At 49.6% G+C, this 26,850-nt stretch carries 33 protein-coding genes and 1 tRNA gene; 17 read left to right on the top strand and 17 right to left on the bottom strand.

What is annotated here, in order from left to right:
- Window position 1: 1 nt before the first annotated feature.
- Window positions 2–1,957 carry a ferrous iron transport protein B gene (gene feoB / locus ACPLJI_RS01505; RefSeq protein WP_424731284.1) on the top strand — a complete coding sequence of 652 codons (1,956 nt, stop codon included), beginning with the start codon at window positions 2–4 and terminating at the stop codon, window positions 1,955–1,957.
- Window positions 1,958–2,031: 74 nt separating this feature from the next.
- Here feoB and tusB read toward each other — a convergent pair whose 3' ends face one another.
- From tusB to ACPLJI_RS01475, 6 genes are read right to left on the bottom strand one after another with little or no spacing between them, the layout of a single operon-like run.
- Window positions 2,032–2,355, bottom strand: a complete 324-nt coding sequence (tusB, locus tag ACPLJI_RS01500; RefSeq protein ID WP_424731283.1) for a sulfurtransferase complex subunit TusB — start codon at window positions 2,353–2,355, stop codon at window positions 2,032–2,034.
- Window positions 2,355–2,954 carry a (Fe-S)-binding protein gene (locus ACPLJI_RS01495; RefSeq protein WP_424731282.1) on the bottom strand — a complete coding sequence of 200 codons (600 nt, stop codon included), beginning with the start codon at window positions 2,952–2,954 and terminating at the stop codon, window positions 2,355–2,357. Before ACPLJI_RS01495 ends, tusB begins: the two co-directional genes overlap by 1 nt.
- 9 nt (window positions 2,955–2,963) lie before the next feature.
- The gene (locus ACPLJI_RS01490) at window positions 2,964–3,320 is read right to left on the bottom strand and encodes a DsrE family protein (RefSeq protein WP_424731281.1); all 357 of its coding nucleotides are present in this window, start codon (window positions 3,318–3,320) and stop codon (window positions 2,964–2,966) included.
- 1 nt (window position 3,321) lies between these two features.
- Window positions 3,322–3,687: a DsrE/DsrF/TusD sulfur relay family protein gene (locus tag ACPLJI_RS01485; protein WP_424731280.1), complete on the bottom strand. Its 366-nt coding sequence runs from the start codon at window positions 3,685–3,687 to the stop codon at window positions 3,322–3,324.
- Window positions 3,688–3,746: 59 nt separating this feature from the next.
- A complete protein-coding gene (locus ACPLJI_RS01480) occupies window positions 3,747–4,394 on the bottom strand; it encodes a DUF166 domain-containing protein (protein WP_424731279.1) in 648 nt (215 codons plus the stop codon).
- Window positions 4,395–4,411: 17 nt separating this feature from the next.
- Window positions 4,412–4,804, bottom strand: a complete 393-nt coding sequence (locus ACPLJI_RS01475; RefSeq protein ID WP_424731278.1) for an arsenate reductase ArsC — start codon at window positions 4,802–4,804, stop codon at window positions 4,412–4,414.
- A 121-nt stretch (window positions 4,805–4,925) separates the two neighbouring features.
- On the opposite strand from ACPLJI_RS01475, the gene ACPLJI_RS01470 reads away from it, so the two are divergent.
- From ACPLJI_RS01470 to ACPLJI_RS01455, 4 genes are read left to right on the top strand one after another with little or no spacing between them, the layout of a single operon-like run.
- The gene (locus tag ACPLJI_RS01470; protein WP_424731277.1) at window positions 4,926–6,278 is read left to right on the top strand and encodes an FAD-dependent oxidoreductase; all 1,353 of its coding nucleotides are present in this window, start codon (window positions 4,926–4,928) and stop codon (window positions 6,276–6,278) included.
- A 48-nt stretch (window positions 6,279–6,326) separates the two neighbouring features.
- Complete coding sequence (locus ACPLJI_RS01465; protein ID WP_424731276.1) at window positions 6,327–6,458, top strand: hypothetical protein; 132 nt, start codon at window positions 6,327–6,329, stop codon at window positions 6,456–6,458.
- Window positions 6,439–6,747, top strand: a complete 309-nt coding sequence (locus tag ACPLJI_RS01460; protein ID WP_424731275.1) for a hypothetical protein — start codon at window positions 6,439–6,441, stop codon at window positions 6,745–6,747. Before ACPLJI_RS01465 ends, ACPLJI_RS01460 begins: the two co-directional genes overlap by 20 nt.
- A 5-nt stretch (window positions 6,748–6,752) precedes the next feature.
- Window positions 6,753–6,953, top strand: coding sequence for a hypothetical protein (locus ACPLJI_RS01455; protein ID WP_424731274.1), 201 nt, complete (start codon window positions 6,753–6,755; stop codon window positions 6,951–6,953).
- Window positions 6,954–7,149: 196 nt separating this feature from the next.
- On the opposite strand, the gene ACPLJI_RS01450 is transcribed toward ACPLJI_RS01455, so the two are convergent.
- Genes ACPLJI_RS01450 through ACPLJI_RS01440 form a run of 3 tightly spaced genes read right to left on the bottom strand, consistent with a single transcriptional unit; the run spans window position 7,150 to window position 9,322 of the window.
- Entirely contained in the window at window positions 7,150–7,683 is a 534-nt protein-coding gene (locus ACPLJI_RS01450; RefSeq protein WP_424731273.1) for a rubredoxin, read from the bottom strand.
- 2 nt (window positions 7,684–7,685) lie between these two features.
- A complete protein-coding gene (locus ACPLJI_RS01445; protein WP_424731272.1) occupies window positions 7,686–8,099 on the bottom strand; it encodes a ferritin-like domain-containing protein in 414 nt (137 codons plus the stop codon).
- A gap of 5 nt (window positions 8,100–8,104) precedes the next feature.
- A complete protein-coding gene (locus tag ACPLJI_RS01440; protein WP_424731271.1) occupies window positions 8,105–9,322 on the bottom strand; it encodes an FprA family A-type flavoprotein in 1,218 nt (405 codons plus the stop codon).
- A gap of 123 nt (window positions 9,323–9,445) precedes the next feature.
- Between ACPLJI_RS01440 and ACPLJI_RS01435 the strand changes: the two genes are divergently transcribed.
- Window positions 9,446–10,207 carry a V4R domain-containing protein gene (locus tag ACPLJI_RS01435; RefSeq protein ID WP_424731270.1) on the top strand — a complete coding sequence of 254 codons (762 nt, stop codon included), beginning with the start codon at window positions 9,446–9,448 and terminating at the stop codon, window positions 10,205–10,207.
- Window positions 10,208–10,211: 4 nt separating this feature from the next.
- Here ACPLJI_RS01435 and cobI read toward each other — a convergent pair whose 3' ends face one another.
- The gene (cobI, locus tag ACPLJI_RS01430; RefSeq protein ID WP_424731269.1) at window positions 10,212–10,910 is read right to left on the bottom strand and encodes a precorrin-2 C(20)-methyltransferase; all 699 of its coding nucleotides are present in this window, start codon (window positions 10,908–10,910) and stop codon (window positions 10,212–10,214) included.
- Between the two features lie 91 nt (window positions 10,911–11,001).
- Here cobI and ACPLJI_RS01425 point away from each other — a divergent pair, with 91 nt between their 5' ends.
- Window positions 11,002–12,756 (top strand): helicase C-terminal domain-containing protein, encoded by a 1,755-nt coding sequence (locus ACPLJI_RS01425; RefSeq protein WP_424731268.1) that lies wholly within the window; start codon window positions 11,002–11,004, stop codon window positions 12,754–12,756.
- Between the two features lie 24 nt (window positions 12,757–12,780).
- Here the strand turns inward: ACPLJI_RS01425 and ACPLJI_RS01420 are convergent, their stop codons facing one another.
- On the bottom strand, window positions 12,781–15,582 hold the full coding sequence (locus ACPLJI_RS01420; RefSeq protein WP_424731267.1) for an FmdE family protein: 2,802 nt from the start codon (window positions 15,580–15,582) through the stop codon (window positions 12,781–12,783).
- 158 nt (window positions 15,583–15,740) lie between these two features.
- On the opposite strand from ACPLJI_RS01420, the gene ACPLJI_RS01415 reads away from it, so the two are divergent.
- The 3 genes from ACPLJI_RS01415 (at window position 15,741) to ACPLJI_RS01405 (ending at window position 18,062) form a co-directional block, all read left to right on the top strand.
- On the top strand, window positions 15,741–16,256 hold the full coding sequence (locus tag ACPLJI_RS01415) for an FmdE family protein (protein ID WP_424731266.1): 516 nt from the start codon (window positions 15,741–15,743) through the stop codon (window positions 16,254–16,256).
- Window positions 16,257–16,998: 742 nt separating this feature from the next.
- A complete protein-coding gene (locus tag ACPLJI_RS01410) occupies window positions 16,999–17,538 on the top strand; it encodes a flavin reductase family protein (protein ID WP_424741091.1) in 540 nt (179 codons plus the stop codon).
- 329 nt (window positions 17,539–17,867) lie between these two features.
- Window positions 17,868–18,062 (top strand): polysaccharide biosynthesis protein, encoded by a 195-nt coding sequence (locus tag ACPLJI_RS01405; RefSeq protein ID WP_424731264.1) that lies wholly within the window; start codon window positions 17,868–17,870, stop codon window positions 18,060–18,062.
- A 39-nt stretch (window positions 18,063–18,101) separates the two neighbouring features.
- On the opposite strand, the gene ACPLJI_RS01400 is transcribed toward ACPLJI_RS01405, so the two are convergent.
- A tRNA-Arg gene (locus ACPLJI_RS01400) sits at window positions 18,102–18,177 on the bottom strand.
- Window positions 18,178–18,310: 133 nt separating this feature from the next.
- On the opposite strand from ACPLJI_RS01400, the gene hisF reads away from it, so the two are divergent.
- Genes hisF through ACPLJI_RS01380 form a run of 4 tightly spaced genes read left to right on the top strand, consistent with a single transcriptional unit; the run spans window position 18,311 to window position 21,128 of the window.
- Window positions 18,311–19,150, top strand: coding sequence for an imidazole glycerol phosphate synthase subunit HisF (hisF, locus tag ACPLJI_RS01395; protein WP_424731309.1), 840 nt, complete (start codon window positions 18,311–18,313; stop codon window positions 19,148–19,150).
- 7 nt (window positions 19,151–19,157) lie between these two features.
- Window positions 19,158–20,087: a DNA glycosylase gene (locus ACPLJI_RS01390; RefSeq protein ID WP_424731263.1), complete on the top strand. Its 930-nt coding sequence runs from the start codon at window positions 19,158–19,160 to the stop codon at window positions 20,085–20,087.
- A 2-nt stretch (window positions 20,088–20,089) separates the two neighbouring features.
- On the top strand, window positions 20,090–20,626 hold the full coding sequence (locus ACPLJI_RS01385; protein ID WP_424731262.1) for a hypothetical protein: 537 nt from the start codon (window positions 20,090–20,092) through the stop codon (window positions 20,624–20,626).
- Complete coding sequence (locus ACPLJI_RS01380; protein ID WP_424731261.1) at window positions 20,619–21,128, top strand: GAF domain-containing protein; 510 nt, start codon at window positions 20,619–20,621, stop codon at window positions 21,126–21,128. Before ACPLJI_RS01385 ends, ACPLJI_RS01380 begins: the two co-directional genes overlap by 8 nt.
- Window positions 21,129–21,145: 17 nt before the next feature.
- On the opposite strand, the gene ACPLJI_RS01375 is transcribed toward ACPLJI_RS01380, so the two are convergent.
- Window positions 21,146–21,571, bottom strand: coding sequence for a peptidylprolyl isomerase (locus tag ACPLJI_RS01375; RefSeq protein ID WP_424731260.1), 426 nt, complete (start codon window positions 21,569–21,571; stop codon window positions 21,146–21,148).
- A 78-nt stretch (window positions 21,572–21,649) separates the two neighbouring features.
- Here ACPLJI_RS01375 and ACPLJI_RS01370 point away from each other — a divergent pair, with 78 nt between their 5' ends.
- Window positions 21,650–22,825 carry an acetylornithine transaminase gene (locus ACPLJI_RS01370; RefSeq protein ID WP_424731259.1) on the top strand — a complete coding sequence of 392 codons (1,176 nt, stop codon included), beginning with the start codon at window positions 21,650–21,652 and terminating at the stop codon, window positions 22,823–22,825.
- Between the two features lie 87 nt (window positions 22,826–22,912).
- Here the strand turns inward: ACPLJI_RS01370 and ACPLJI_RS01365 are convergent, their stop codons facing one another.
- Window positions 22,913–23,320 carry an NUDIX domain-containing protein gene (locus tag ACPLJI_RS01365; protein WP_424731258.1) on the bottom strand — a complete coding sequence of 136 codons (408 nt, stop codon included), beginning with the start codon at window positions 23,318–23,320 and terminating at the stop codon, window positions 22,913–22,915.
- Window positions 23,321–23,404: 84 nt separating this feature from the next.
- Here ACPLJI_RS01365 and lysA point away from each other — a divergent pair, with 84 nt between their 5' ends.
- Window positions 23,405–24,691: a diaminopimelate decarboxylase gene (lysA, locus tag ACPLJI_RS01360; RefSeq protein WP_424731257.1), complete on the top strand. Its 1,287-nt coding sequence runs from the start codon at window positions 23,405–23,407 to the stop codon at window positions 24,689–24,691.
- 5 nt (window positions 24,692–24,696) lie between these two features.
- The gene (gene dapF / locus ACPLJI_RS01355) at window positions 24,697–25,569 is read left to right on the top strand and encodes a diaminopimelate epimerase (RefSeq protein WP_424731256.1); all 873 of its coding nucleotides are present in this window, start codon (window positions 24,697–24,699) and stop codon (window positions 25,567–25,569) included.
- Here the strand turns inward: dapF and ACPLJI_RS01350 are convergent.
- Genes ACPLJI_RS01350 through ACPLJI_RS01340 form a run of 3 tightly spaced genes read right to left on the bottom strand, consistent with a single transcriptional unit; the run spans window position 25,566 to window position 26,798 of the window.
- Window positions 25,566–26,159 carry a HemK2/MTQ2 family protein methyltransferase gene (locus ACPLJI_RS01350; RefSeq protein WP_424741090.1) on the bottom strand — a complete coding sequence of 198 codons (594 nt, stop codon included), beginning with the start codon at window positions 26,157–26,159 and terminating at the stop codon, window positions 25,566–25,568. The genes dapF and ACPLJI_RS01350 overlap by 4 nt on opposite strands.
- Window position 26,160: 1 nt before the next feature.
- Window positions 26,161–26,364 (bottom strand): helix-turn-helix transcriptional regulator, encoded by a 204-nt coding sequence (locus ACPLJI_RS01345; RefSeq protein ID WP_424731254.1) that lies wholly within the window; start codon window positions 26,362–26,364, stop codon window positions 26,161–26,163.
- A complete protein-coding gene (locus ACPLJI_RS01340) occupies window positions 26,361–26,798 on the bottom strand; it encodes a hypothetical protein (RefSeq protein ID WP_424741093.1) in 438 nt (145 codons plus the stop codon). The genes ACPLJI_RS01345 and ACPLJI_RS01340 overlap by 4 nt, the downstream gene beginning before the upstream one ends.
- Window positions 26,799–26,850 lie beyond the last annotated feature (52 nt).

Here is a 26,850-nt window from a genome sequence, read left to right as displayed (position 1 = left end):
GTTGTCACTGAAGGTAGCCCTTGCAGGGAACCCCAATGTGGGTAAAAGCACCCTCTTCAACAGTCTCACAGGTCTAAATCAGCACGTAGGTAACTGGCCAGGTAAAACCGTTGAAAAGAAGGAGGGGCGCCTGCACTTTAGGGGATGTGACATTGAAGTCATAGATCTTCCTGGAACCTACAGCCTCACAGCGGGGTCTCCTGAGGAGGAGGCAGTTATAGATTATCTGCTGGAGGATCACCCTGATATTGTGATAAACGTTGTTGATGCATCCAACCTTGAGAGAAACCTTTACCTTGCCCTCCAGATAATGGAGTTTGGCCTTAACACCATCATCGCGGTGAACCTCAACCTTGAGGCCGAGAGGAGGGGTTACAGTCTGGATCACAGGAAACTTGAGGAACTCCTCGGTGTGCCTGTTGTGAGGATCGAGGCAATTGAAGGCGAGCAGGATGAGCTCCTTGAAGGGGTAATTGAAGGGAGCAAAAGAGAACCCGGGATTCCCAGATATGAATTCCTCAGTCACCAGGCGTTGAGAAAGCTATATGAACTCATCAGGGGCAGCGGACTCAAATTTCCACCAGAATGGGTGATCATAAAGCTCCTTGAGGGTGATGAGAGGGTGGCCTCAATGGTTGGAGACGAAATCCATTATGAATTCAGGAGGATTCGCCGGATTCTCGAGGATGAATACTCTGTGAAGGCCGACGTGATTGTATCCGATTCCAGGCATGGTCTCATAGAGGCCCTCCTTGAGAGTTCACTCAGAAGGCCATCAATGGATCGGGTTACAGGGTCAGATATCATTGACAGAATTGTGCTCAACAGGTACCTTGGTCTTCCGGTACTCCTCGGCGTGATGTGGCTGATTTTTCAGCTGACATTCACTGCAGGTGCCCCACTGACTGAACTGCTGGATTCAGGCTTCTCATACCTTGCAGATACGGTTAATGGTATCATGGGTGATTCTCTGCTCGCATCCCTTCTATCTGATGGGGTGATAGGCGGTGTCGGATCGGTCCTGGTCTTCATACCCAACATATTCATCCTCTTCCTCCTCCTATCATTTCTTGAGGACTCGGGTTACCTTGCCAGGGCGGCATTTGTCATGGATCGTGTGATGAACACCCTGGCGGGCCTCAGTGGAAGGTCATTCATCCCCATGGTGCTGGGGTTTGGATGCTGTGTACCGGCCGTCATGGCCACAAGGACGATAGACTCTGAGAGGGAAAGAATAATAACGGCGCTAATAGTGCCCTTCATGTCATGCAGCGCAAGGCTACCTGTCTATGTACTATTCACATCAGCCCTCTTCCCGGTTAACCATCAGGGCTGGGTGATATTCTCACTCTACATTCTCGGGCTAGCTGTGGCCATACTGACTGCCCGTTTACTTGGTGAAAGAATCGTGGAGGGTGAAGGGTCACTCTTCCTGATGGAGCTCCCACCCTACAGGGTGCCTCGACCCAGGGCACTGCTCATTCACACCTACATGAGGGGTGTTCAGTTTATAAAGAGGGCGGGGACCATCATACTTGCAGGGTCACTGTTGATATGGTTCCTCTCAAACTTCCCGGGAGGGAACGTTTCATCATCGATCCTGGGGATTACAGGGTCCATGATAGCACCCATCTTCCAGCCACTGGGCTTTGGGGACTGGCAGTCTGCGGTTGCAATCATATTCGGGTTTGCCGCAAAGGAGCTTGTAATAAGTACCTTCGGGACGGTGTATGGCACTGGAGATGTTGCAGCAACCATTCAGGGGATATTCACACCACTGGAGGCATTCTCCTTCATGATATTCATACTTCTCTACACCCCCTGCCTTGCAACACTTGCCGTAATAAAACAGGAGGTAGGTACAAAATGGGTTCTTTTCTCACCTGCATATTCCCTGCTGGTGGCCTGGCTTGCCTCCTTCCTTGTATACACGGCAGGTGCTCTGATTGGCTTATGATCACAGAATGGAGGTGAAATTATGGTCTCCCGTGGAGGTATAAGGGGTGCAAGAAAACCTGTAAAACCGGAAGATTAAATGGTGAAGACCATCCGGTGCTTCTCCATGATATCCACAACTATCCTGTCAAAACCCTCAAGTATTTCCACACCATCGATGAGCATGTCACGGGTTATACCCCTTGCCATTAGATCCTCCTTCCTTGCAAAAACAGTCTCAGTCTCTGACAGTTCTCTGATGGTGTGGGAATACCTGTTTTTTTTCATTGCAGCATAAACTCCACTTGATATGAGGTATACGCTGAGTTCATCATCCCTCCATATCCCCACAAGGTCAAGAAATGTCCTGAAACCCAGTTCAGATGGACTTTTAGTTACAAGGAACCCCACAGAACCCATCAGTAACCGCTCCAGCCGAGGGTTTCCATCAGATGCTCACCGAGAAGATCCTCAAGGCAACGTACCTTTTCCTGCATCCATGGCTCCTTCAGGGGAAGGCAGCTGTCAAGCTTCTGTTCACCATTAAGCAGCTTCATGGCAAAGGCCATGCATGTGGCTTCACCACAGTCACCGCAGTTGCTACCAGGCAGGCAGCTGTGTATATCCATGGGACCTATACGGCTCAGATCCACTGAATCCTTACCATCCGCCCCTGAGTCATGGGCTCTGTTAATCTGGTCAATGAGCTCTCCCACAATCTCAAAGGCCTCCTCAACATCATGGGTCTTGTTCATGCTGATTTTGCCCGAAGGATAAAGACTTATTATGCGGTCATGGATGGTGAGGGTGAGTATGTTCTTTTTCTTCACATAGTTCACAACACCTGGAGGGTACATCTTTACCATCACTGGTATAATGTCACCTAGTTCAGAGTCAAGCTCCATGAGAACCCTTATCTTTCCCTCAGCTGCAAGGCAGGGTTTCACCTGCTTGAGGGTTGCCTCCTTTACAAGGGATCCATCGGCTCGAATTTCCCTTTTGACTTCATCCATTTCCATCGTGACACCTCATATCTTCACTATGGCGGTATCCGGCTTCACCCGGAATATTTCATACAGCTCATGATCATCTATGACTTCCGCGGCCTCCACCAGATCCTCCTCTTCAAGTCCCCTCTCCTTCAGGGATCTTTCATGCACAAAGACACTGCCCTCTGGGAATATGAGGTAGGTGAGTTCCTCCACATTGGGGTATTCAATGGCATCTGGGGCCTGATCAGCCACCGCAGCATAGACACCATCCTCAATGAGGAGGACATCAGCATCCAGTGAACTGTTCAGACAGGCTATGACGACGTAGAGGCCGCTGAATGCATCTTCACAGCCATAGGGAGCCCTGTCGATTATTATGAGAGCTGATTTCATATTAACATCCCAGTGTTATCACTCTATGGCTATCCTTTATCCATTCTCCGAGTTTATAAACACTCTTTATTTCAACGCCGTTTATATAGGGCCTTTCTGAACAGGTGTAACCCCTTGCAGTGGAGCACCTTATGCAGGATATTATCTTAACCCCGGCCTTTACAAGTGACCTCAATCTCTCTGCGGTGTTGGGGAATGACTGGGGGGCCTGATTCCTCTTGGGCATATGTGTTCCATCCATGTAGAGGAACATCCTGACATCATAACCATTTTTAATTGCGCTTTCAGCCATTTCAAATGCTATATCCGCGTACTGGTAACGGTAGGGCCCCTCTGTGACGACTATTGTGAGGATCTTTTTTGCCATGGTTCTATCTTGACGTCCCTAAAATAAATAATTTATTATGAATAATAATGATAGTTTTTTCACTGATTTTCAAGTGCCCTCTCAAAGGCCTCACTGTGCATCCTGGCAGCCATCTCCTTCTTGCACTCATCATCTGAGAAGAGCCTCATCTTGGGGGCACGGCAGGGGTAATGCTGTATCTTAAGCCCTGCCTTAACTGGCAGATCATCCACATCTTCCCCAGCAAGTTCCTCTGCCACGAACAGTGTTGCTCCGCACGGTGAAGATCTCAGGACCCTTATCTCCTTTACCCTGTCACCCTCAAGGTCCACCTCCACAACAGGCCTTCCAAATCTTGATACGAATTCGTCAAAGGAGGGGTTACCGTTCTCCTCCAGGTCACACATATTCTCCGGTGCTGTTACGTTCCCGTAACTCAGCAACTGATTCCTGAATCCCTCACCCCTCCATGCCCCGACGATGATCCAGTCAACGTCCCTGTGAATCTGATGGATGAGTTCCAGTGTGAGGTCCGGGTGGAGTATGTAGGTTATCACTATATCCGCGGACCTTATGTCTTTGAGTTTACCGGCTGGAATCTCAACATCATCTGCAAATATGCCGGAGGGGGCCTCAACTTCAATGAAAAGGGTTTCGAATTCACGGGCTATGTTCTCGTAGGCCCTTTCACCATAGGGTCCGTCTGTCACAATTGCAACCTTAAGCATGAAATCACCATGGTAAATCACAGTTTTTCAGGATCAAATTCATTCCTTATCCACTCAGATATTTCATCACGGATCCTTCTGAAGGTATCGATGTCCCCACCGCGGGGGTCAGGGAATTCCACATGAAGGTACCTCTCACCACCCAGGAATACAGGACATGCCTCATCGCAGAGGCTTGCAACGATGTCAAATTTTTCACCCTCAAATTCCCTGAGACTCTTTGACCTGTGGCCACTCATATCAACGCCTATCTCCTCCATCACCTCTATGGTAAGCGGGCTGATTTCCTTGGGATCACTACCGGCGCTCCTGACCTCATAATGGTCACCGTACATGGTCCTGAGTATACCCTCAGCCATCTGGGACCTTCCTGAGTTGTTCCTGCATATGAAGAGAACCTTTCTTTTCATGCTGATGCTCCTTTCCAGTACACATGGTGCTATTGATATATTCGAATTTATAAATATATCTGAATTATTTATAAAATGAGGAAGAAATCTATAACCGATAAATCCTAGGAGAAAGGGATAAATGAGAGTTGTTATAGTTGGTGGCGGGGCCGGAGGGCTTTCAACGGCCTCAAACATAAGAAAATATGATAAGGATGCAGAGATAACTGTTATAACCCGGGATAAGCACGTGGCATATTCACCCTGCGCCATACCCTACGTTATGTGCGGGGAGGTTGAGTGCTTTGATGATATAGTGATGCACCAGCCAGAGGACTACAGGGAACGCAACATAAATATCCTCACAGAAACCGAGGTCGAAGAAGTTGACTCCCATAAAAAAACCGTGACCTACGTGAGGGATGGTAAACGCCATGAGATAACCTATGACGTCCTTGTCCTTGCAACAGGGGGCTCTCCATTCATACCTCCTGTGGAGGGGGTTGATCTTGAGGGAGTGTTCACCATAAGGACACTCACAGATGGTGAGAGAATAAGCGAATGGGCCTCCGAGAGTAAAAAAGCTGTGGTGGTGGGCGCAGGACTCATAGGTCTTGAGATAGCATATGGGCTCCTGAAAATGGGACTTGAAGTCACCGTGACAGAGATGCTGCCACAGATTGTCCCACGTTCCCTTGATCCTGACATGGCAGCCATAGTACAGGATTACCTGGAGGAGAAGGGTATCAGGGTTATTCTTGGAAAGGCCCTTGAGAGGATAATTGGTGATGGGAGGGTTGCGGGTGTTGTGGTTGGAGATGAATGCCTCGATGCAGATCTGGTGGTCCTTGCAACAGGTGTTAGGCCGGAGACAAAGCTTGCCAGGATGGCGGGATGCGAACTGGGACAGTGGGCGGTCAGGGTCAATGAGAGGATGCAGACAAGCGTACCTGACATTTACGCCGTAGGGGACTGTGTTGAGGTCTACGATGCCGTGACAGGTTTCAGGACCCAGTCACCCCTTGGTTCAACCGCCGTTAGACAGGCCAGGGTGGCTGCAAGGAACATTGCGGGTCTTGATGCGACCTTCAGGCCGGTCCTTAACGCAATGGTATCAAAGATAGGCGAACTCGAGTTCGGTGCTGTTGGACTTACAGAGGTCATGGCGCTTCAGAATGGAATAAAGGTGGTTTCAGGAAAGAAGAGAGCCCTTACAAAGGCCAGATACTATCCCGGCGCCGAGAGGATTGATGTGAAGATGATATGTGACCTTAAGGGAAGGATAATCGGGTGCCAGATGGTTGCAAAGGAGAGGGTGGCTGAAAGGGTTGACACAATGTCACTTGCCATATCACAGGGACTGACATGTTCAGATCTTACCTGGACAGAGTTTTCATATGCACCCCCTGTTTCAATGGTCATCGACCCCATAATCCTTGCAGCGGAGGATGCATGCGAAAAACTCAAAAGGGTGAACAGCAAGCATGATGATTGAAATGAAGCAGTTCTCATAACCCCTGCGGCCGGCAAACGTCTGATTGGAATGGGAATGCTTCAGCACCCTGATTTGGAGAGGGTTCTTGAGGATGGAACCCTTGTTATAATCGCAGGGACAACCAATGGCTACATAGCAGAGGAGATCCTGGCAGGAATCGGTGAGGAGGGATTCGAGTGAAGGGGGCTTTCACAGGGGGATAACTGTGCCGGCGAATTTCAGGAAGGACAGCAGGGGGCGCATGGATATTGACTTTCCAGGGGATGTGGTAATCAGAGACGGCAGATGGGAGAGGGGACTCACAGTCTTTGATGTTGCAGATGAACCTGGAAGTCGGGATGTGATACTCAAGGGTGCCAAAGCCCTAGACTATCAATCGGGAAGGGCCGCTGTCTACATAGGCCACCCCAGGGGCGGCACGGTACTTGATGCACCGCAGCCGCTCCCGGAAGAAAAACAGGCCTTATAATACCAGTGGGCCTTGAGAAGATAATACCCGGGGACCTTGATGCTATTTCACTCAAACTCAACTCAGCAGCTGCCGGGGGTCACGGGATGCTCCCACCACCCGCAGGGTCTTCACGGAGGTTGATGCGCTTGAACTTCTCACAGGCGCATCTGCAGAGCCGGTTGCAGCGGGAGGAGTCTGCGGTGCCGAGGGAGCATTTTACATAGGGTTGAGGGTAATGAAGGATCACTTGAACTTGCAGAGAGGATAGTGGGGGAAATTGCGCCTGAACCACCCTACGCAGACCTTTATGATAATGATAAAATAGCAGTGGGTCCTGATTTATAAGATATAAACTGCTTTAACCTTGGCAGCCGGGATAAAAAAATTAGAGGATGAGGGTTTTTGAATCTATGGCGGCCTCTATTTTTTTGATACCCCTGAAAGTTGGATGACGTGGCCGTATTCTCCTGGCAGCCTACTTATCCTGTAACGGTACCCTGTGGAGATCTCAAGGGCCGCTGCAGCGGTGTTTGCATAGGGGCAGGTGGATACCGTAACTCCATCATCCTCAAGGGAGCGGCAGAAACCATAGAACCTGCAGTTTTTCACATCCATCATGTGCTTCTCTCCTTCAGTGCAGTTGATGGATGCTGCGAATCCATGTTTGAGGAAGTATTCTGCTGTTGACTTTAAAGGATCCTCAGGGTCAATGACCTCTGCCAGTACGAAGCCCATCTCCCTTGTGACTCCCTGTGAACCATTGCCGAGGACCTTCCAGAGGCTCTCTGTGATGGCCCTGAACATGAGGGTGAATGGCTGCTCAGGGGATGATGAATCGCTGGAGTGCTCAAACTCGTCTCTGCCCACACCACACCGGGGGCAGACCCAGCCATCCTCAAGTTCGCCGAACTCCCTGTCAGGGACCTGGTACTGGCATATCCTGCAGACGTACATCTCTATCCCTTGAAGTACCTCTCAAGTATACCCCTGAGCATACGGGCGTGCCTTCCCTCATCCCTTGAGCTCTCATTGAAAAAGTCACGGGCCTCATCAACACCACACTCCGCGGCCCTGAGGGCAGCCTCACCCTTTTCCCTGCTGGCAGCCTCTTCACCCTCAAGCATCATCTCAATGTTCTCCTTAAGATTGTCTCTGATCACACCACTGAGCTCTGCAAACCTGGCTGCATGCTCAGCCTCCTCAAGGGCTACTGTTCTGAGGACCTCTGCAACCTCAGGGAGGCCCTCCCTCTGTGCCTGCCTTGCCATTGCAAGGTACATGCCAGTCTCGGCGCATTCACCCCTGAAGTTCGCATCAACCACCTTCTCGATTTCTGTATCCCTGCATATGCCTGTTCTGTTCTGGTTCATATCACTCACCTCCTGATTTCAGCTGCAAGTTTTCTTCCGGCCTCAAAGCAGGCGTCGAGTTCATCAGCTGTGGGCACGTAGTAAACTTCCTCCTCGTCAGTAACATCGAATCCTGCCTCTTCAAGAAGCCCCTTCAGGGTTTCTGTGGCCCCACCATTTCCACCCATTGACCCGAATACGAGGGCCTTTCTGGTGCGGGTTCTGTTGAATTTGAGGCCCCTGAGGTACATGAGGAGGTCTCCAACGCTTGGGTAGGGCTCGTCGTATATGGTGGGGGCTCCAATTGCTATGGCACCACTTTCAAGTATGTCCTTAACGATCTCGCTCCGTTCATCATCGTGGAGGCAGTGGACCCTCACATCGGCCCCCTCACTCATAACTCCCTCTGCTATGGCATGTGCCATTTTCCTGGTTGACCCGTGCATCGTGTCGTAGATCACCGTGACCCTCTCATCCACCATACCGGTGGCCCAGCCTGTGTAGGCCTCTATGATCTTCATGGGGTCTGTCCAGATCTGTCCATGGGATGGGGCGATCATCTGGATCCTTTCGAGAAGCCCGAGGTCCCTAACTTCATCGAACTTTCTGAGGACCAGCTTTGAGAGGGGCGTTATTAGGTTTGCATAGAACTTCCTGGCGGCATCCATGAGGACGTATTCTGGTATCTCCCTGTCAAGGCGCTGGGGGTAGCAGAGGTGCTGTCCGAAGGCGTCGTTTGAGAAGAGTACACCCTCCTCAACAAGGAGGGTGAACATGCTGTCTGGCCAGTGGAGGAGTGGGGCCTCCAGGAATGTCAGTGTCTTCCCGCCAAGCTCAAGCACATCCCCTGTTTTGACGGTCCTGAAATCTGCTCCATTTAGGGAGGGGTAGTGTTTAAGGAGTCCCTTAACAGCCACCTCTGTGCAATAGATGGGGGCTTCCGGGAATCTCCTGTGGAGTTCCACCAGGACACCGCTGTGGTCCTTTTCAACGTGGTTCTGGACTATGTGGTCAATCCCGGTTTCTATTCCCTCCTGTTGCAGGGCGTCCTCAACCCTTGCCATGAGCTCATCAAAGGTGCCGGGGTAGGAGTTGTCTATCAGTGCAACCCCATCATCTCCACAGACAAGGTAGGCGTTGTATGTGGTGCCCTGGAGGGTGTATCCATGGTAGTTTCTAAGATCCCAGTCCAGGACTCCCGTCCAGTATACTCCATCGGATATTCTTTTTGCTGCGGCCTTCATGTTATCACCGGATATTAAGTTCGTACATCATCGAATGTACTATAACATACGAACTAATATATAATTTTTTCTGTTCTATGGCAGTGAAACAATTTTATGGCGGGTGAAACATAACTCTGCTCAATGAGTGAAAGAAAGCAATTTACAATATTCGCAACGGATGAGGGAATAGAGGTAATAGAGAGTCCCATCAAATCACTTATACTATCAGAACTCATGAAGAGCCAACTCAGATTTCAGGATATAGTCAGAATAACAGGAAAATCCAAGTCCACGGTATCAAAGCACCTCTCTGATCTCAGAATGGCCGGCCTCATAGTCGAAAGGCAGGACCCGGCAGATAGAAGAATAAAGGTCTTCTCAATAAACTCGAGGTACCTGGGTAAACTAAGAAGAAAAAAATGTGGAGAACTGGATGAGGAAAAAACAGAGTTTCTTGCAGAGCACCTGACCTCAGCGGGAGATCCCTTTGAGTTCTTCAGGCTGATGTTCCATGTGCTCCGGGTTGAACTGATAAAGGAGGGCATAAACATCGACCCCATCCTCCATGAGGTCGGATTGAAGATAGGGGAGGTTATATACCCCACTTTAAGGGCAGGGAACCTTGAGGATCTCCTTGAAAACCTCAGAAGATTCTGGAGTATAAACCGGCTGGGGACCCTGAAGGTGGAAAGCATGGATCCGCTTATAATAAGGGCCTATGACTGCTTTGAATGCGGGCTGCTTCCTGAAATCGGTGAATCCGCCTGTGCACTGGACTCAGGGATACTTGAGGCCGTATTTGGCAGATATTTCAATTCTGATGTTGAAATCCAGGAAACAGAATGCTATGCAAGGGGGGATGAGAGGTGCTCATTCATTATCACACGGCAAAGGTCCGACTGAATGGTTAGTGGCTGTTCCTGAACCTCACTATGGTGGTTGCAAGGTACCTGCCCCGTGACGGGAAGCCCCTCTCAACCACCTCATCATCCATGCTGCAGTTCTCCACAGATACAACATCCCTCTCCCGGGGGTCAGACTCCACAACCTCCCTGGCGCGTCTCCCATGACGGGAGGTCTTCATTATAACGCAGGCATCAACGTTTTCAATCATGTTACTGAAGCGTTCATCAACCCTTGGCACCACAACAAGGATCTCATCACCCTCCACGATAGCCTTACCTGCACTTGCTGCACATGCTGTGAATGATGTCACACCTGGAACCATCTCTGTCTCAAAGCCCATATCCTGAATCCGCCTCTGAAGGTAACTGAAGGTGCTGTAGATGGACGGGTCACCCAGGGTTATAAATGCAACATCCCTTCCCGAGGCAAGTTCCCCTGAAACCAGGCGGGCAGCCTCATCCCAGTGCCTTTCAAGTTCATCCCTATCATCTGTCATTGGAAATACAGGATCAATTATCTGGTAATCATCACCACGTTCATTTAAAATATCCTTCACGATTGAAAGAGCTATGCTGTCCCTTTCAGATGACGAACGGGGAGCGCATATAACTGGAACTGATTTTAAAATCTTCAGGGCCTTTATGGTTAAAAGTTCACTGTCACCTGGCCCAACACCCACACCTATGAGTTTTCCATTCATTAGAAACACCTGATAATCTTCTGTGGACAATGAATTTGTTTTCAGCGGCACTCTCTAAACTTATATAGTTCCTCACCCTTAAATAGACTCCATGGAAAACCCACTTTTCTGTCCCGACTGTGGAATGATGAGGGATAACTGCACATGCAGGGGGAAGGGGCGTCTTTCATTCTTTAAGAACCTCATAAAATCCGATGAGAAATCAGATTCCATCAACGAGGACCTCCAGAAGAGGTATCCCCACATACCCGGCGAGATCATAGAGAACTTTCCCTTTCCACAGCCAAGACCAGGGCAGCTTGATATCATAAACGACATATACCAGGCACTTGAGGATGGCTACCGCTACGTTATACTTGAAGCGGGTACAGGCACTGGAAAGTCGGCAATAGCATGCACCTTCGCAGGCATATACCAGCCGGCATACATTCTCACAATGACAAAACAGCTCCAGGACCAGTATGCCGCTGAATTCGGGGTTCCGGTTGTGAAGGGTAGGGGCAACTTTCTCTGCCGCAACGACGACCTGGAGTCAACCTGTGACATGGGCACCTGCCAGACAACACCATCCTCAGAGAACTTCCACTGCCCCTACGGTGTTGTGAGGGGTGAAACACTCCTCGGTGAGGAGGCATTCCAGGACTCATATGGCAACAGGGTATTCTTCAGGACAGATGAGCACTGCCACTACTGGGAACAGAAGGCAGAGGCCATAAACAGCCCCATAACCCTCATGAACTATGACTACGCATTCCTTGAACTCAACTACGTGGGCCACTTTGACAGGAGGAACCTCATGATACTTGACGAAGCCCACAACATCGAGGATAAGCTCATGAAGCGGCTTGAGGTCACCATATCCAACAGGCGCCTAAGGAAGGACATTAAGAGGACAATACCCCCCAGTATGATGCAGGAGGATGACCCGGCTGAATGGATACTCCAGGTTGAGGCCATAGCAGACCACTACGGTGACCTTGAACTGGAATCACTGCCCAGGAAGAGGAGGGACAGGATAAAGAGGACCATTAAGAGGCTCTCTGAACTTAAAATGAGCCTTGAGGATGAACCAAAAAACTGGGTTATTGATTCCGACGGCGAATCAGTTTCATTCAAACCCCTCCGGGTACACCACTATGCATATGACCGTCTATTCTCCTACTCTGAATCATGCCTCTTCATGAGCGCCACAATACTGAATGAGAGGCTCTTCTGCCAGTGGCTGGGCATAAAACCTGAGGAGGCCTACATCGTAAGGGTCGACAGTCCATTCCCGGCATCAAGAAGACCCATAGAACTGAAGATCGCAGGGAAAATGTCAAGGAACAGGATAAAGCAAACGGCCCCTGAGACCATCCCAATACTCAACAGGATCCTTGAGAGGCACAGAAACGATAAGGGACTCATACATACACACAACTACCGCTGTCAGAGGTTCATAATGGAGAACATACCAAACAGGAGGCTCATAGACCACAGGGCATCCAACAGGGAGGCAGTTCTAAGATATTTTGAGGACTCCAGGGACCCCCTTGTCCTTGTGAGCCCATCAATGAGCGAGGGCGTTGATTTACCCTATGATAAGTGCCGGTTCCAGGTGATCTACAAGATACCCTTCCCCTACCTTGGGGATAAGCAGGTGAACAGGAGGCAGAGGATGGACCAGAGGTGGTACGCCTACAAGACAATAATGACACTGATGCAGGCATATGGACGTGGGGTGAGGGCACATGACGACTCATGCTACACCTACATACTGGATGGTAATATAGAGATGCTATTCAGAAGCCCCCTCTACAGGTCGCTCCTCCCTGAGTTCTTCAAGGAGGCCATAGTCAATGAGTGATTATATAAAAAGAAAAAAAGTTTTTTATTTTCCTGCTCCACCCCTGAGGAACCCGAAGGCCACTAGACCAGCAGCAACAAGGACGCCCACGATACCATAAACATACCATGATGAGTCTCCGCCACTGGAAGATGACGTCGCATTCTTAACCTCATATGCCCTCTTACCCTCAACGGGGGACTCCTCTGAGACCTCAGATGCAGCACTCACAGCGGCAGGTGAAGCGCTGCGGTCAACACCCGGTGAGTAACCGGCATGGCCATTTGTAACACCATGAGAACCTGAGGACACGCCACCAGTTGAGGCGTCTGTGGAGCCACCAGGAACACCGCCCTGGGTCCCGCTCTGTGATCCCCCATTGTTCACAGGTATGAGGTCATCCAGACTTCTTGCAGGTATTGAACGCAGGTAGGCGAGCGGGTTACCATCTGCACCGCCCTGTATCACCCTCAGTTCATCCTCTGTTATCCACTTCTCAACCTCCTTTGTGAGCACCATGGGGGATGTCATGTAATCTGGGGTCTGGCCGCTGTAGAGCATTATGAAGGCGGCGGCCCATTTCTCGAACATAGCATTCCTTGTGGTGCAGTCACTGAGGTCAAACTGTGGCCATCTGAAGCTTATCATTATGGCCTTACCAACCTTCTTCACAGGATCCCATAGTATGAGTATTCCCTCTTCACTTCCACCGGGGATCATGGGTGATTCAAGTTCATCCTGGAGGACCCTCTTCGCAAAGTACGTGCCTGTACCGGGGCTCACACCCATGAGGTAGAGGAGAGCGTCGTCCTTGCAGTATATGCTCGTCCCGAACCACTGGTACTGCTGGCCAGCTTCCAGTGGATAGTTCTCAAAGGCGTACTCTGTTATGAAGAAACCTGGCTGAACACCGGGGCAGACATGGTTGTGGAAGAGGAACGTCACGAGCTGGTCGTAGGGGATGTTGTACTTCCATGCGTTTGCTATGCTCTCTATGCTGAAGTATGAACTTCCAAATATACCTGCATTTGCGGTGTCTCTTGCGGCGTCGTTAAGGGCTGCCGGGCCTATGTCGTTGACCCGTATACCATCAGGAGTGGCCCCTGCAGTGAGGGCACCTGTCGTGGGATTGTAGGTTATGTATACTGAGTCAAGTGTTTTTCCATCGGCTCCCTTAAGGACGAATGTAAACCACAGGGGCTTGTAGAATGGGCTGTGCACCGGTAGCAGGTTTTTTCTGCTGAGTCTTGAGCCAAGGACCTCAAAGATTCCCTCATAACATGCATCTGTTGGTGTGCCGTTGAGGTAGACGTAACCTGCCGATGTGAGGACGGCAATGTTGAGACTGTCCCTTTCAAGGTTCACACCCCTATCAGCCATGAATATGTTCTTTGCCATCTCTGCAGCCCTTTTCCCGATTTCCCTGAGCTCCGAGTAACTCAAACCACCATCTGATGCGGCTGGTGTTTCCCTTGTTGCATTTGGAAGATTGAGTCTGTTTATGTATTCCATGTCAAGGCCGTGGGTTTCGTTCACCTGGTTATAGTTGACCTCCCTTCCTGCGAGATAGTAGTACTGGTCGGCTGTGAGATTATCGAGCTCTTTGACTATTGTTACAAGGGATGCGGGGTTCTGTGTAACCTTTTTAACAAGCCAGGCGTTGAATTTGAGTTCAGATACTGCTGCTGCACCTGTTTCCCTTTTGTAGAGGTCGATGAGTGCCTGCTGGTCAAACTTCATGACCACAAGTGTCCCTGTATTTGTCCTTGAGTTCCACCTTATGAAACCAACCATGCTCGCATCTGCACCGGTACCTGATGTATCAAAGCCAAGGTATGACCTCTTTCCAGGTGTGTTGTCGAGTGCAAGTATAAGGGCGTCGTCATCTGATCCACCAGGGACACCTATTGTTACATAGTTGGTGATTTCTATTGGGGAACCTGTTGACCAGTCCTGAAGTGGCGGGTAGTACATGTAGAGTGTTTTGCTCATGGCATAGCCGCTGATTGTTCCAAGACACATGTGACCGTGGAAAGCTGCCTGCTTGAGAAGGTCAGCGGGGGCTCCAACAGCCCATGCATTGGCAAGGCTTGCGAATGGAAATGCATCTTCCCCCAGCCTTGAGGTCAGGTTGTTCCACTGGGCGATGGTCATGTTCTGGGAGATGGTTCCAAGGTACACAAGGGTGTTGTTTCTGTAAAAGGCCATAAGAAGGTCGTTGCCTTTTTTTATTATGAATGCTGTGCAGAGCGGGTCCACTGCTGTTCTGCGGAGGGTGAGTATGTTTGCCTTTCCATAACTGATAACACCCCCGGCCCTGTTGAGTATACCCTCTATCACGTCTTCGGTTGTCATGTTCCTGTATTTAACAAGGCCAGCGGTTGTTATAACCAGAACTTCGCCTCCTCCTGTGAAGTTCAGGATTCTGTCGGCCCTCTCGGTCACATCTCTACCCAGACGGTATGCTTCTGTTGCATTGAGCACAAGGTTCAGGCTGGCGTAGTACCTTGTGTCTCTGGGGTCATTGGGGTTTAATGTGAGGTTTAGTCTTCTCTCTGCGGTTATGTAGCCGGGGGCCCTCACCGTGAGTGTAAGATTTGCTGAGCTTATATTTGTGCGCTGGAATACCAGCTTTGTGTAGCCGCTTGATGGGTCGTAGGTTCTCGTGTAATTCAGACCAACCCCCGAGTCTGTGATCTCAAATGTTGGGTTTATTCTGTTTGTGTCATCGCTGTACTGATAACTGACAAGTACACCAACCTCACAGGTTGTGTTGTCTGCAGCCGCCACTGATCCCGTCATTAGGAGCGGGAGTAAGAGCACTGAGACCAGAAATAGTTTACGCATTCTTTCACCTCCATCAATTATTTATCACCCAACAATACTATAAAAATAAATATTATTATTTTTTTTAAATTAATGCAGGCATTAGTAATAAATATTCTCCAGATCAGGTACAAACATTTATATTTAGCGTGGCCTCCAGAGATAGAATGGGTGATAACATGGATTATAGTGACATAGTCAAATTTCACGGTCATTCCTGTGCAGGAACAGCCCTTGGATACATGGTTGGAAAGATCGTGGCAGAGAAATTTGGAAGATCAGAGGATGAGGAGATAGTTGCTGTTGTTGAGAACGACAGCTGCAGCATAGACTCTGTCCAGTTCATGACAGGGTGCACATTCGGCAAGGGAAACCTGATATTCAGGGACCATGGGAAACATGTCTACACATTCCTGAACAGAAAAACAGGTGAGGGGATAAGGATATCCCTTAAAAAGACCATTGATGAACTCATGGATGAACTGGGAGTTGCTGACAGGGCTGAGGTGACAGACAGGATACTTGAAATGGACCCCCATGAACTCTTTGATGTCACCGATGTGGTGGAGGAGATTCCAGGGAATGCGAGGATCTATGGGTCGGTGAGATGCGCTGAGTGCGGAGAACCTGTTTCAGAGCACAGAGCAAGAATAAAGAATGGTGAAATAGTCTGCATTCCCTGTTTCAGGGGCTGAAATTTTATTTCTTATCATAGTTCTACCAAACAATCACACAAGTTATAAAAACGTTAAATGAAATTATCTGGTCTCAGCATTGGCTTCTCAGAAATCTAAGGTTATTGGTAGTTGCTGTTTAGGATGCTTACTATTATCAGATCAGTGAGAGGAAAAATGACCTTGCTGTGAGTGGTAATGTCCAGGAATTTAATGGAAAACCCTAAGAGCATGCAGCATGAGCAGGAAGGTGTAAGAGGATACTGCTTATTATCATGCTGGTCTTTTCTTCAGAAGCTTTCTTCAGAAGGCTTACTGAAGTGGGGCGATAAACAGTCCGGTGAAGATGGCGAATGCTAGGCCCAGAAGTAAAAACCTGGATTCTGCTCAGCATCCAGGGAAAAGGAGCAATATAACCTCCTGAGTATATGTACGTTGCCTATAATCACCAAATCCCATGAATAGGTGCTTAAACTCCATATGATGCATATCTGTACCCTTCGTGACGGTAGCGGGCATGTAGTTTTTCGCTGTAATCATGGAACCCATCGAAATCTACCCAAATGCATCACTGAACCCAAATGGGCACGTACATGTACAGTACTGGCCATCCCACCAGTGTGCACATCTCCGTTTCTATGGATGCCGGTGGGCATGTCGCCACCTCTTACCTTTGATGTTCTGCATTTCCTCAGTGCTTGATGTTTTTCCTGTTTTTCCGGGTCTTCTTCTTAGGTTTTCAGGTTTTTCCTACTGGTGCTGTATGTATTCATGTCTGATGCCCATTCTCAGGCCATTTGACCTTGTCTGTGTGGCATCAGCTAAGATGAGGGATACCTATGTGAATATAATGGAGACAGAGGAATTTGTTATAAATCTTCCCGGTGCAGACATGGTTGAGAAAGTAATCCCCACAGCATCCCATGTTCCCCCAGAGATTGATGAATTTGAACTGGCTGGTCTTGAAGAGAAAAGATCAGCAAAGGTCACAGCGCCGGGAATCAAGGGATGCTATGCATGGATGGAATGCAAACTCCACAGAATTTATGAGGATACCTACATGGAGGTACCATATCTACTGATACCAGGTAAGGTTGTGCATCTGGAGGTCGATGATAGTATATACAATAGAGATGATGGATCATGGGATACAGAAGCTGCCAGACCATTGATGATGATAGAATCAGATAGGGGGATGCATTTCTGTACAGTAATGGACCTTGAATATTTTGAACCTTATGGTGCAATGTTCCCCGATGGGAAGGATCCTCTTTCCTGGATGTATAAGGAGGAAAGTCCATGAAACAGACATTTGAAGAAATGAATAAACCCCGCGTGCAGAAAAATCCCGGGATTTAATGGTGACAGACTCATTGAAGGGGTGGTGATAAAGGACCTCATGACATTTTCAGATGAAGGGGGTTTATTATAGAACTAATGCGTCTGGATGATCGTGGAATGAAAGCGGCGGATATAAAACAGATAATAGCATCTTACTATCCTGGAATGGTTAAAGGGTGGAACATCCATTCCAAGCAGCAAGATCGTCTGATCTGTGTGCATGGAATGGTTAAACTGGCTCCATGACTACTGAGGGATTCAACCACTTGTGGTATAATAAATGAAATCTTTATGGGCGAAAGATGCCCAAGGGCTGTTTACATACCTCCCAGCATATTTCATGGAACAAAGAACACTGGTAGAGATGTTGCCGTGGTCATAGGCATGCCATCCCTTCTATATGATCCTGAAAATGTTGATGAGAGACGGCTGGACCCTAATGATAATGACCTGATACCCTATGAATGGGACTGTAGAATGGAATAAACCATTCTATAAGCCTATATAAATTAAACAGATGAAATACGGACCCGGGGGGATTTGAACCCCCGACCTTGGGATCCGAAGTCCCACGTCATATTCCAGGCTAGACTACGGGCCCTACAGACACTTCTCTATTTAAACTTAACCATTTAAATATTTTCTCATACCCTCATACCACCACAGATTTATAGATGGTACCAGTTAGATATACATAAGGTTTCAGGAATCTTAATGGGCCAGTGGCGATTGAAATGCTTGCAAAGAGGATAATACCATGTCTTGACTGCGACCTCCAGGTTCCGCATGGCAGGGTCGTGAAGGGCGTTGAATTCAAGAGGATAAGATATGCGGGAGACCCTGTGGAACTTGCAACCCGCTACTACGAGGATGGTGCCGATGAGATAGTCTTCCTTGACATAACAGCATCCCATGAGAGAAGGGAGACCATGACCCATGTGATAGAGGCAACCACCGAGAACGTCTTCGTACCCATATGTGTGGGGGGAGGTGTAAGGAAACCAGAGGACTATGTTAAGATGCTTAAGGCAGGTGCAGATAAGTGCTCAACAAACACGGCGGCAATCAAAAACCCTGAACTCATCAGTGAGGCGTCAGAGCTGGTGGGGTCCCAGGCATGTGTCGTGGCAATAGATGCCAAGAGGAGATACATTGAAAACCCCCGGGAATCAGATGATAGGTTTATAATAGAAGTTGATGACGGCTACTGCTGGTACGAGTGCAGCATATACGGTGGAAGGGAATTCACAGGTATAGACGCCATAAACTGGGCAATTGAGTGCCAGGACAGGGGTGCAGGAGAGATACTCCTCACATCCATGGACCGCGACGGCACGAAGGAGGGCTACGACATTCCACTCACAAGGACCATGAGCGAGAACCTGGACATACCCGTCATAGCATCAGGGGGGGTTGGGAACCCCCAGCACATATACGAGGCCTTCACAGATGGCAGGGCAGACGCGGCTCTTGCCGCAAGCATATTCCACTTCAACGAGTATCCGGTCCCTGCTGTGAAGGAGTACCTTCATTCAAGGGGTATCCCGGTTAGACTAGAGGAAAAACGGGGTTAAATTACACATGGACATACCTGTAAGGGAATTCGACCTTGAAATGACCCAGGAGAGCGGTCAGACATCCCAGCCACCATGGAGAAGGGCTGACGGCGCCTTCAGGGAGCTCCTCATAATCGATGGAGTGCCATGCCCTGTGGAGGTGAGGGTTGAGGATGAAGTCCTCAGGGTGAACCCATACTGTGATGTCCCCAAAAAACCTTTAAAGAAGAAGATAGAGTACATATTTGACCTTAAATTTGAAATTGAAGATTTATACAGTTTTCTTGAGGATAAGGGGCTCTCAGATACTATCCAGTCATCAGGGGGCCTGAGGTTATTCCTTGCAAAGGATCCATTTGAGTGCATAATATCCTCCATAGCATCCGCCAACTGCTCCATTAAGAGATGGACAAGGGCAGTGGATGATATCAAAAGGGGATGGGGTGACTGCCATGTATTCAGGGGGGAGAGGTTCTACACCTTCCCATCACCCGCCACCCTTGCAGGGGTTGAGGAGGAATCACTTGAGGACCTTCAGAGGCGCGAGGATAAACTACTTGATGATTTCAGGTTCACTGACCTCAGATCATGTGGGGTGGGCTACAGGGCCCCCTACATAAGGGAGACCTCAAGGATACTCTCTGAGGAACTTGATATCAGGGAAATCCAGAGAATGGACTACCTGGATGCAAGGGAGGTCCTCCTTGAACTGCCAGGGGTCGGTCCGAAGGTGGCTGACTGCATACTGCTCTATGGGTTCAGGAAGACCGAAGCATTTCCTGTTGATGTGTGGGTGAGGAGGATAATGAACCACCTGTACCCTGATAGAAACTTCGGTGCCAGGGAGATTGCGGAATTTGCAGCCCGAGAGTACGGTGAAATGGCTGGTTACGTCCAGCTCTACCTCTTCAACCATGCAAGGAGGTCGGGGCTACTTGAAAAACTCAGGGGTTGATGATGAAGGGCAGATCTTGTGCCGGGGATCTTAAGATGAAGGATGTTATTGATGAATTCAGGAGGGCAGCAGGGAAATCATTCAGGGAACTCAGAAGAGTCCTGGATGAAAAATACTGCTGGAAGTGCCCCCAGAGGTCAACAAGGGACAGGATAGGCTGCAGGGAGGTTGAGGCATGGATGCGTCTCACCTCAACCCTTGAGGAGGAACTCACAGAACAGGTGAAGGGACTGGGCGAGAACTATCATGAACATGTACTCTTAAGGATCAGGGACAGGACTGAGAGGGCCACCATTAAGATAATCAGGGATAGGGGAGGATACATGATCATCAGGGAGGGCACCTCCGGCATCAGGATGGGCCATGAGGTGATGGTTGGCTCCAGGATCCTCAGGGTTGAGGGAATGGATGGTGCCGCTGTCATAACTGATGGGGGAAGGTACCCCCTTTATGAGGTGCAGGGCAGGGTTCTGGACAGGGTTCGAACCGGGCACCCATTCTACAGGTATATAATGTCACTGGAGGGCCAGGATGAATGATCTGAAGGAAAGGCTGGAATCTGTTTCATCAGTTAAGGAAGCCTCTGATATTGTATTTGATGAAATAAAAATGAGAACCGGAAGCAGGTACTGCTATGTGGCCTATGTTGACCCTGAAAATGGGGACAGTGTTGGTATAAGGTTCTCGCACCTGACCGATTACTGCAGCCACTATGAGGAGCTGGGCGAGGCGAGGTTCAGGCTACCTAAAAGCGGCAGGTACGGGGGCCTGCTCGGGTACTCCCTTGATACAGGGGAGTCATTCTTCACCAACAACCCGGCAGGACACCCTGCAGCCCATGGGATACCCGAGGGACACATAAAGGTTTCAAGGTTCCTCTCCCTGGCGGTGAGGGATGATGGGGGGATTCTTGGTCAGATAGTGGCAGCAGATCCCCCTGAGAATTACAATGAGGCCCACCTCAGGGTGGCTGAGGAGATCGCAGAGGCCTACGCAGGGGTCCTTAGAAGGTTCTACCGTGGCGAGATACCCCTCAGATAGAAACCTTGGGGGGATCCTCACTCGTCATAGACCCTGACCCTCAGCATCCGGTCGCCCCTCTCTATTGCTTCAACAACATCCATGCCCTTCACAACCCGCCCAAAGACGGTGTGAACCCCATCAAGGTGAGGCTGGGGGGAGAGTGTTATGAAGAACTGACTACCGCCGGTGTCCCTCCCTGCATGGGCCATTGAAAGGGCCCCCTTCAGGTGTTTATTGGGGTTTATCTCACACTTTATGGTGTAACCTGGACCGCCTGTACCATCACCCACCGGGCAGCCCCCCTGAATCACAAAGTCAGGTATTACCCTGTGGAATGTGAGTCCATCATAGAAGCCGGTGTTTGCAAGTTTCTCAAAATTGGCGACTGTATTCGGGGCATCCTCAGGGAAGAGGATGAGCTCTATTTCGCCCTTAACGGTTTCAATAACAGCCCTTTTCATTTAACCACCACAACATACATATTTATTATCCTTTTAGGCTCAAGATTAATATAAGTCCACCACATTTTCGGTGATATCATGAATTCAGAGGAAGTAATTGAACTTGAAAAAAAATTTATCATGCAAACCTATACGCGGCAGCCCATTGTGCTATCCCATGGAAAGGGCGCCACTGTATGGGATATTGATGGTAACTCCTACATTGACTGCTTTGCTGGTGTCGCTGTTAACAGCATTGGACATGCCCACCCCAAGGTTGCCCTTGCAATCTGTCACCAGGCCCAGAGGCTCATCCACTCATCCAACATATACTATACCAGGGAACAGGCGGAACTTGCAAAGCTCCTCACAGGGATATCCTCCCATGACAGGGTTTTCTTTGCAAACAGCGGTGCTGAGGCAAATGAGGGGGCCATAAAACTTGCGAGAAAGTTCACAGGAAAATCTGAGATAATAGCTGCCGAGAACTCCTTCCATGGAAGGACCCTTGCAACTGTAACCGCCACGGGACAGAAGAAGTACAGCGAACCATTCAGGCCACTGCCAGAGGGGTTCAAACACGTACCCTATGGAGACCTGGGTGCAATGGCAGATGCCATAGGTGATGACACAGCAGCCATAATACTTGAACCCATCCAGGGTGAGGGTGGAGTTATCGTCCCCCCTGAGGGGTACCTGCGGGACGTGGGGGAACTTGCAAGGCAGAACGATGTTCTCCTCATACTCGATGAGGTGCAGACAGGGTTTGGAAGGACAGGAGCCATGTTCGCATCGGAGCTATTCGATGTGCGACCTGACATCACCACGGTTGCAAAGGCCATGGGGGGAGGATACCCGATTGGAGCAGTGCTTGCAGATGAAAGGGTTGCATCGGCATTCAAACCAGGAGACCATGGATCAACATTCGGGGGGAACCCGCTGGGGTGTGCAGCTGCCACAGCAACCATTGAGGTTTTACTGGATGAGAAGCTCCCTGAGAGGGCAGCCAGGATGGGTTCCTATTTCATGGCAAGGCTCAGGCAGGTTCTGCAGGGCTGTGATTCTGTGAGGGATATCCGTGGCGTGGGCCTCATGATCGGCATAGAACTTGATGGCGACTGCAGCAGAGTCGTTGACGAGGCAAGGAAAATGGGGGTGCTGATAAACTGCACAGCTGGTAACGTGGTAAGGCTGCTGCCTCCACTTGTTATAAAGAAGGAGGAGATAGATGCAGCCGTTGATGTCCTTGGCCATGTGATCTCAGGGCTTCAGTGATGCATTTGAAGTTCAGGAGGCTTTCTCAGGGTTCTGCATTGGTGATCTTATGACACTGCAGGGCTCATCCAGGTTCAGGAGGCTTTCTCAGGGTTCTGCGCCTGTCTCAAAAAGCCATGGATTTTTATTTTTAAATTCACGGAGCCAGGGTGAAAAGTCCATTTTACCACACCTGAACCAGCACCAGTCCTCATGTTCACTGCTGAGTTGAGGGACACCCCCTCTAAACTCAGCAGAGAAGACAATATTAACCGATACCTTATCAGGGAAAACCTGTTCAAATGCACCCAGAACATGCAGGGGCCTGATTTCAAGGCCTGTCTCCTCATAGACTTCCCTTGAGAGTGCCTCATCCAGTGTTTCACCACCATGAGGTTTTCCACCGGGAAGCTCCCACAGTGAGGGGTTTGTTGCTGAATCACCGGACCTTTTCAGAATGAGAACACCCTCATCACCCCTTATAAGGGCCCTAACGACCGGTATGAATGGTTTCATATTCTCACATCCCACGAACTTTTATTAGTCAGTTGAATGAAAGATCTGATTGATTCATCAATTAATCTGGGAGGATAATCGGTTATGTTTTCTGATATTGAGGTTAACGATAAGGGACATCTTGTGATTGGGGGCGCCGATGCTGTTGATCTGGCAGGTGAATACGGCACCCCACTCTATGTCATGGATGAGATGAGGATAAGGGACAATTACAGGAGGCTCCACAGGGCATTCTCCAGGAACTATTCAGATTTTCAGGTATTCTACGCATGCAAGGCCAACACCAACCTCGCGGTTATGAGGATACTGGAGGAGGAGGGCAGTGGAATCGATGCGGTGTCTCCAGGGGAGATCTACACAGCCCTCATGGCAGGCTTCGAACCTGAAAGGATCCTTTACACAGGTAACAATATTAGGGATGATGAGCTGCAGTTTGCACTTGAAGCAGGTGTGAGGATCAATATTGATTCAAGGTCACAGCTTCTGAGGCTAGCGGAGATGGCCCCTGAGGGACTTGAGGTATCATTCAGGGTCAACCCCCTGGTGGGCGCAGGCCACCATGAGCACTGCATCACCGGTGGGGAGATGAGCAAGTTCGGTATCATGGAAAGCGAGGCCCCTGAGGTTTACAGCCTGGCACTTGACCTTGGTCTTGAACCCGTGGGTATACATGCCCACATAGGATCAGGAATACTTGATCCGGAGCCCTTCATGATGGCAGTTGAGTCCCTCATGGATATCGCTGGAAGGGTCCATGAGGAGGCAGGGGTTGAATTTGAATTCATGGACTTCGGCGGCGGCCTTGGCATACCATACACTCCAGATGAGGAGCCACTGGATATTGATGAATTCGCATCAAGGATAACGGGCCTCTTTAAGGATAAACTATCTGATTATGGTCTGGGAAAGCCTGTGATGTGCCTTGAGCCTGGAAGGTACATAGTTGGGGATGCATCATATCTCCTAACACGTGTTAACACCATAAAGGAGAGTTACAGAAAATTCGCAGGGGTTGACGCGGGCTTCAACACGCTGCTGAGGCCGGCCATGTATGGCTCCTACCACCACATCCTGGTTGCAGACAGGCCCCTTGCCGAGCCCTCAGGGAAGATAGACATAGCAGGAAATGTATGTGAATCAGGGGACCTCTTTGCAAGGGACAGGCCCATGCCTGAGATCAGTGAGGGCGACCTCCTTGCCATCATGAATGCAGGTGCCTACTCCTTCTCAATGGCCTCCCAGTACAACTCCCGCCCAAGACCGGCTGAGGTGCTTGTGAGGGATGGTGAAGCCGAGGTTGTAAGGAGAAGGGAGACTTTCGCCGATCTACTCGCAGGGCAGGTTGTACCTGGAAGGCTCCTTAAGAGGTAGATAGAATGACGAGGATGGTAATGTTTTCCAAGATGCATGGACTTGGGAATGACTATGTGGTTATAGATGAGAGCACCCGGGAGTGCATACCCGAGGATAAAAAGTCTGAATTCGTCAGGGAGGTCTGCACCAGGGGATTCTCCATTGGGGCCGATGGCGTCATATTTGTCCAGCCAGCAGCGGGCGAGGGGGATATAAGGTTCAGGATATTCAATGCCGATGGAAGCGAGGCAGAGATGTGCGGTAATGGAATAAGGTGCTTCTCAAAGTTCGTATACGACAATGCCATCGTGAGAAAGAGAAAACTTGATGTTGAAACCCTTGCAGGCATCAAAACCGTGGAGCTTGAGGTTGGTGATGATGGTTCGGTGGTTTCCTCAAGGGTTGATATGGGTACAGCGACATTCAAGACAGACAGGATACCCATGGATGTGGGGGAATACGAGTTCATAGATCGTTTCCTCCCGGTTGAGGGTGAGGATATCAAGCTCACAGCCCTGAGCGTCGGGAATCCCCATGCGGTGATATTTGTGGATGATACAGGGGCGGTGGACCTGGAGCGGCTTGGACCTGCAATAGAGAATCACCCCCTGTTCCCTGAGAGGATCAACGTGCACTTTGTTGAGGTGGTTGATCCATCTGAAATCATCATGGTAACCTGGGAGAGGGGCGCCGGACCAACAATGGCCTGTGGAACAGGTGCCACCGCCAGTGTGATTGCAGGGGTTAAACTTGAAAAACTGGATGATAGCGTCCTGGTGCATCTACCTGGAGGTGAACTGAAAATAGACGTCTACCAGGAGGGTACAGATCTGGGGGCCTACATGGAGGGTGATGCGGTCCTTGTGTTCGATGGGATACTCGTGAGGGATCCCTAGCCCTCATTCATAACGGCCCTTATAATGACTATCTCCTCAAAGAAGTACCTTTCACTTGCAGCAACCTCCGCATCAAAACCCAGACTCCGAAGCCTTTCAAGTGTCCTCCGGGTGTCTGAGAGTGAGGATTGAACAAGCTGGATTCTTCCACCGGGCTTCAGATGTTCAGCCACATCATCCAGGAAGCGGTCTATAACCCTCCTCCCGTCGGGCCCCCCATTCCAGGCAAGGTCCAGGGGGTCACCTGTGAAATCATCCTCACCCACAGGGAGGTAGGGGGTGTTGAAGAGTATAACATCGAATTTCTCACCCCTCACAGGGTCAAAGAGGTCGCCCTGGAGCAACCTTAACCTGGAACCATTCAGGGCAGCGTTTTTCCGGGCACATTCAATTGCGGCAGGGTTTATATCAGTTGCAGTCACATCGGCCTTCTCTGAGGCCTTTATGGCAACCAGCCCCGTACCGGTGCCTATTTCAAGGACCCTTTCACCCTCCCCAACATCAAGGTTATCTGCAAGGAGGAAGGTGTCCTCTGCAGGTTCATACACGTCCCTGCATGTTTCGATTTTCAGATCACCATACCTTATCATTTCAACCATCCTCATCAAGGATGAATACATCCTCGATGTGTTCCCCCATGAGGGCCCTTGTGATCCTGTGGGCCAGGATGAGGGATGGGTTGTAGCGCCCCCTCTCAAGGGCTATTATGGTCTGCCTTGTAACCCCCACCATTTCTGCCAGTTCCTCCTGGGTGAGTCCAAGTTTATTTCTGTATTCCCTTATCAGGGTTTTCAATTTTCCCTCTCCAGGCGGTAGTTTGTCACTGATTTGGCGATAACCCCTGCAACCAGTGCAACCAGAGGGATGGGATCCACATAGGGGTCACCCTTGAGGGAACTTGATATGAGTTCTATGAATATTCCCACCACAAGGACTGGCATCATGGCCCAGGCTGCGTTTCTCTCGGCTATTGCCTCGTGGATGTATTCCCTCTCATCCCTCTGGACCTTCCACATAACATCAAACATGTCGAGGAAGAGGAATACTAGCCATGCGGCTGTCACATATATTCTTGCCATTGTGCTGAGGGGCAGGAGCTGAACCGCTACAAGGATGAGAAGCACAGATGCCAGGTATGCAGCGCCCTGCCAGGTTTTCACCGAGACTCCCCAGCCACCATACTTTCTTCTGCCAAACCATTCGGGTCTTGCTATTATCAAAACAACCACCATGTAAAAAATAATTTACATAATATTTATATTTTTCCATGATGGGGCTGCA

Source organism: Methanothermobacter sp., from assembly GCF_049720995.1.
Classification (GTDB): Archaea; Methanobacteriota; Methanobacteria; order Methanobacteriales; family Methanothermobacteraceae; genus Methanothermobacter.
Note: the sequence above shows the minus strand (reverse complement) of the source record. Positions and strands in the feature narration are given on the sequence as shown.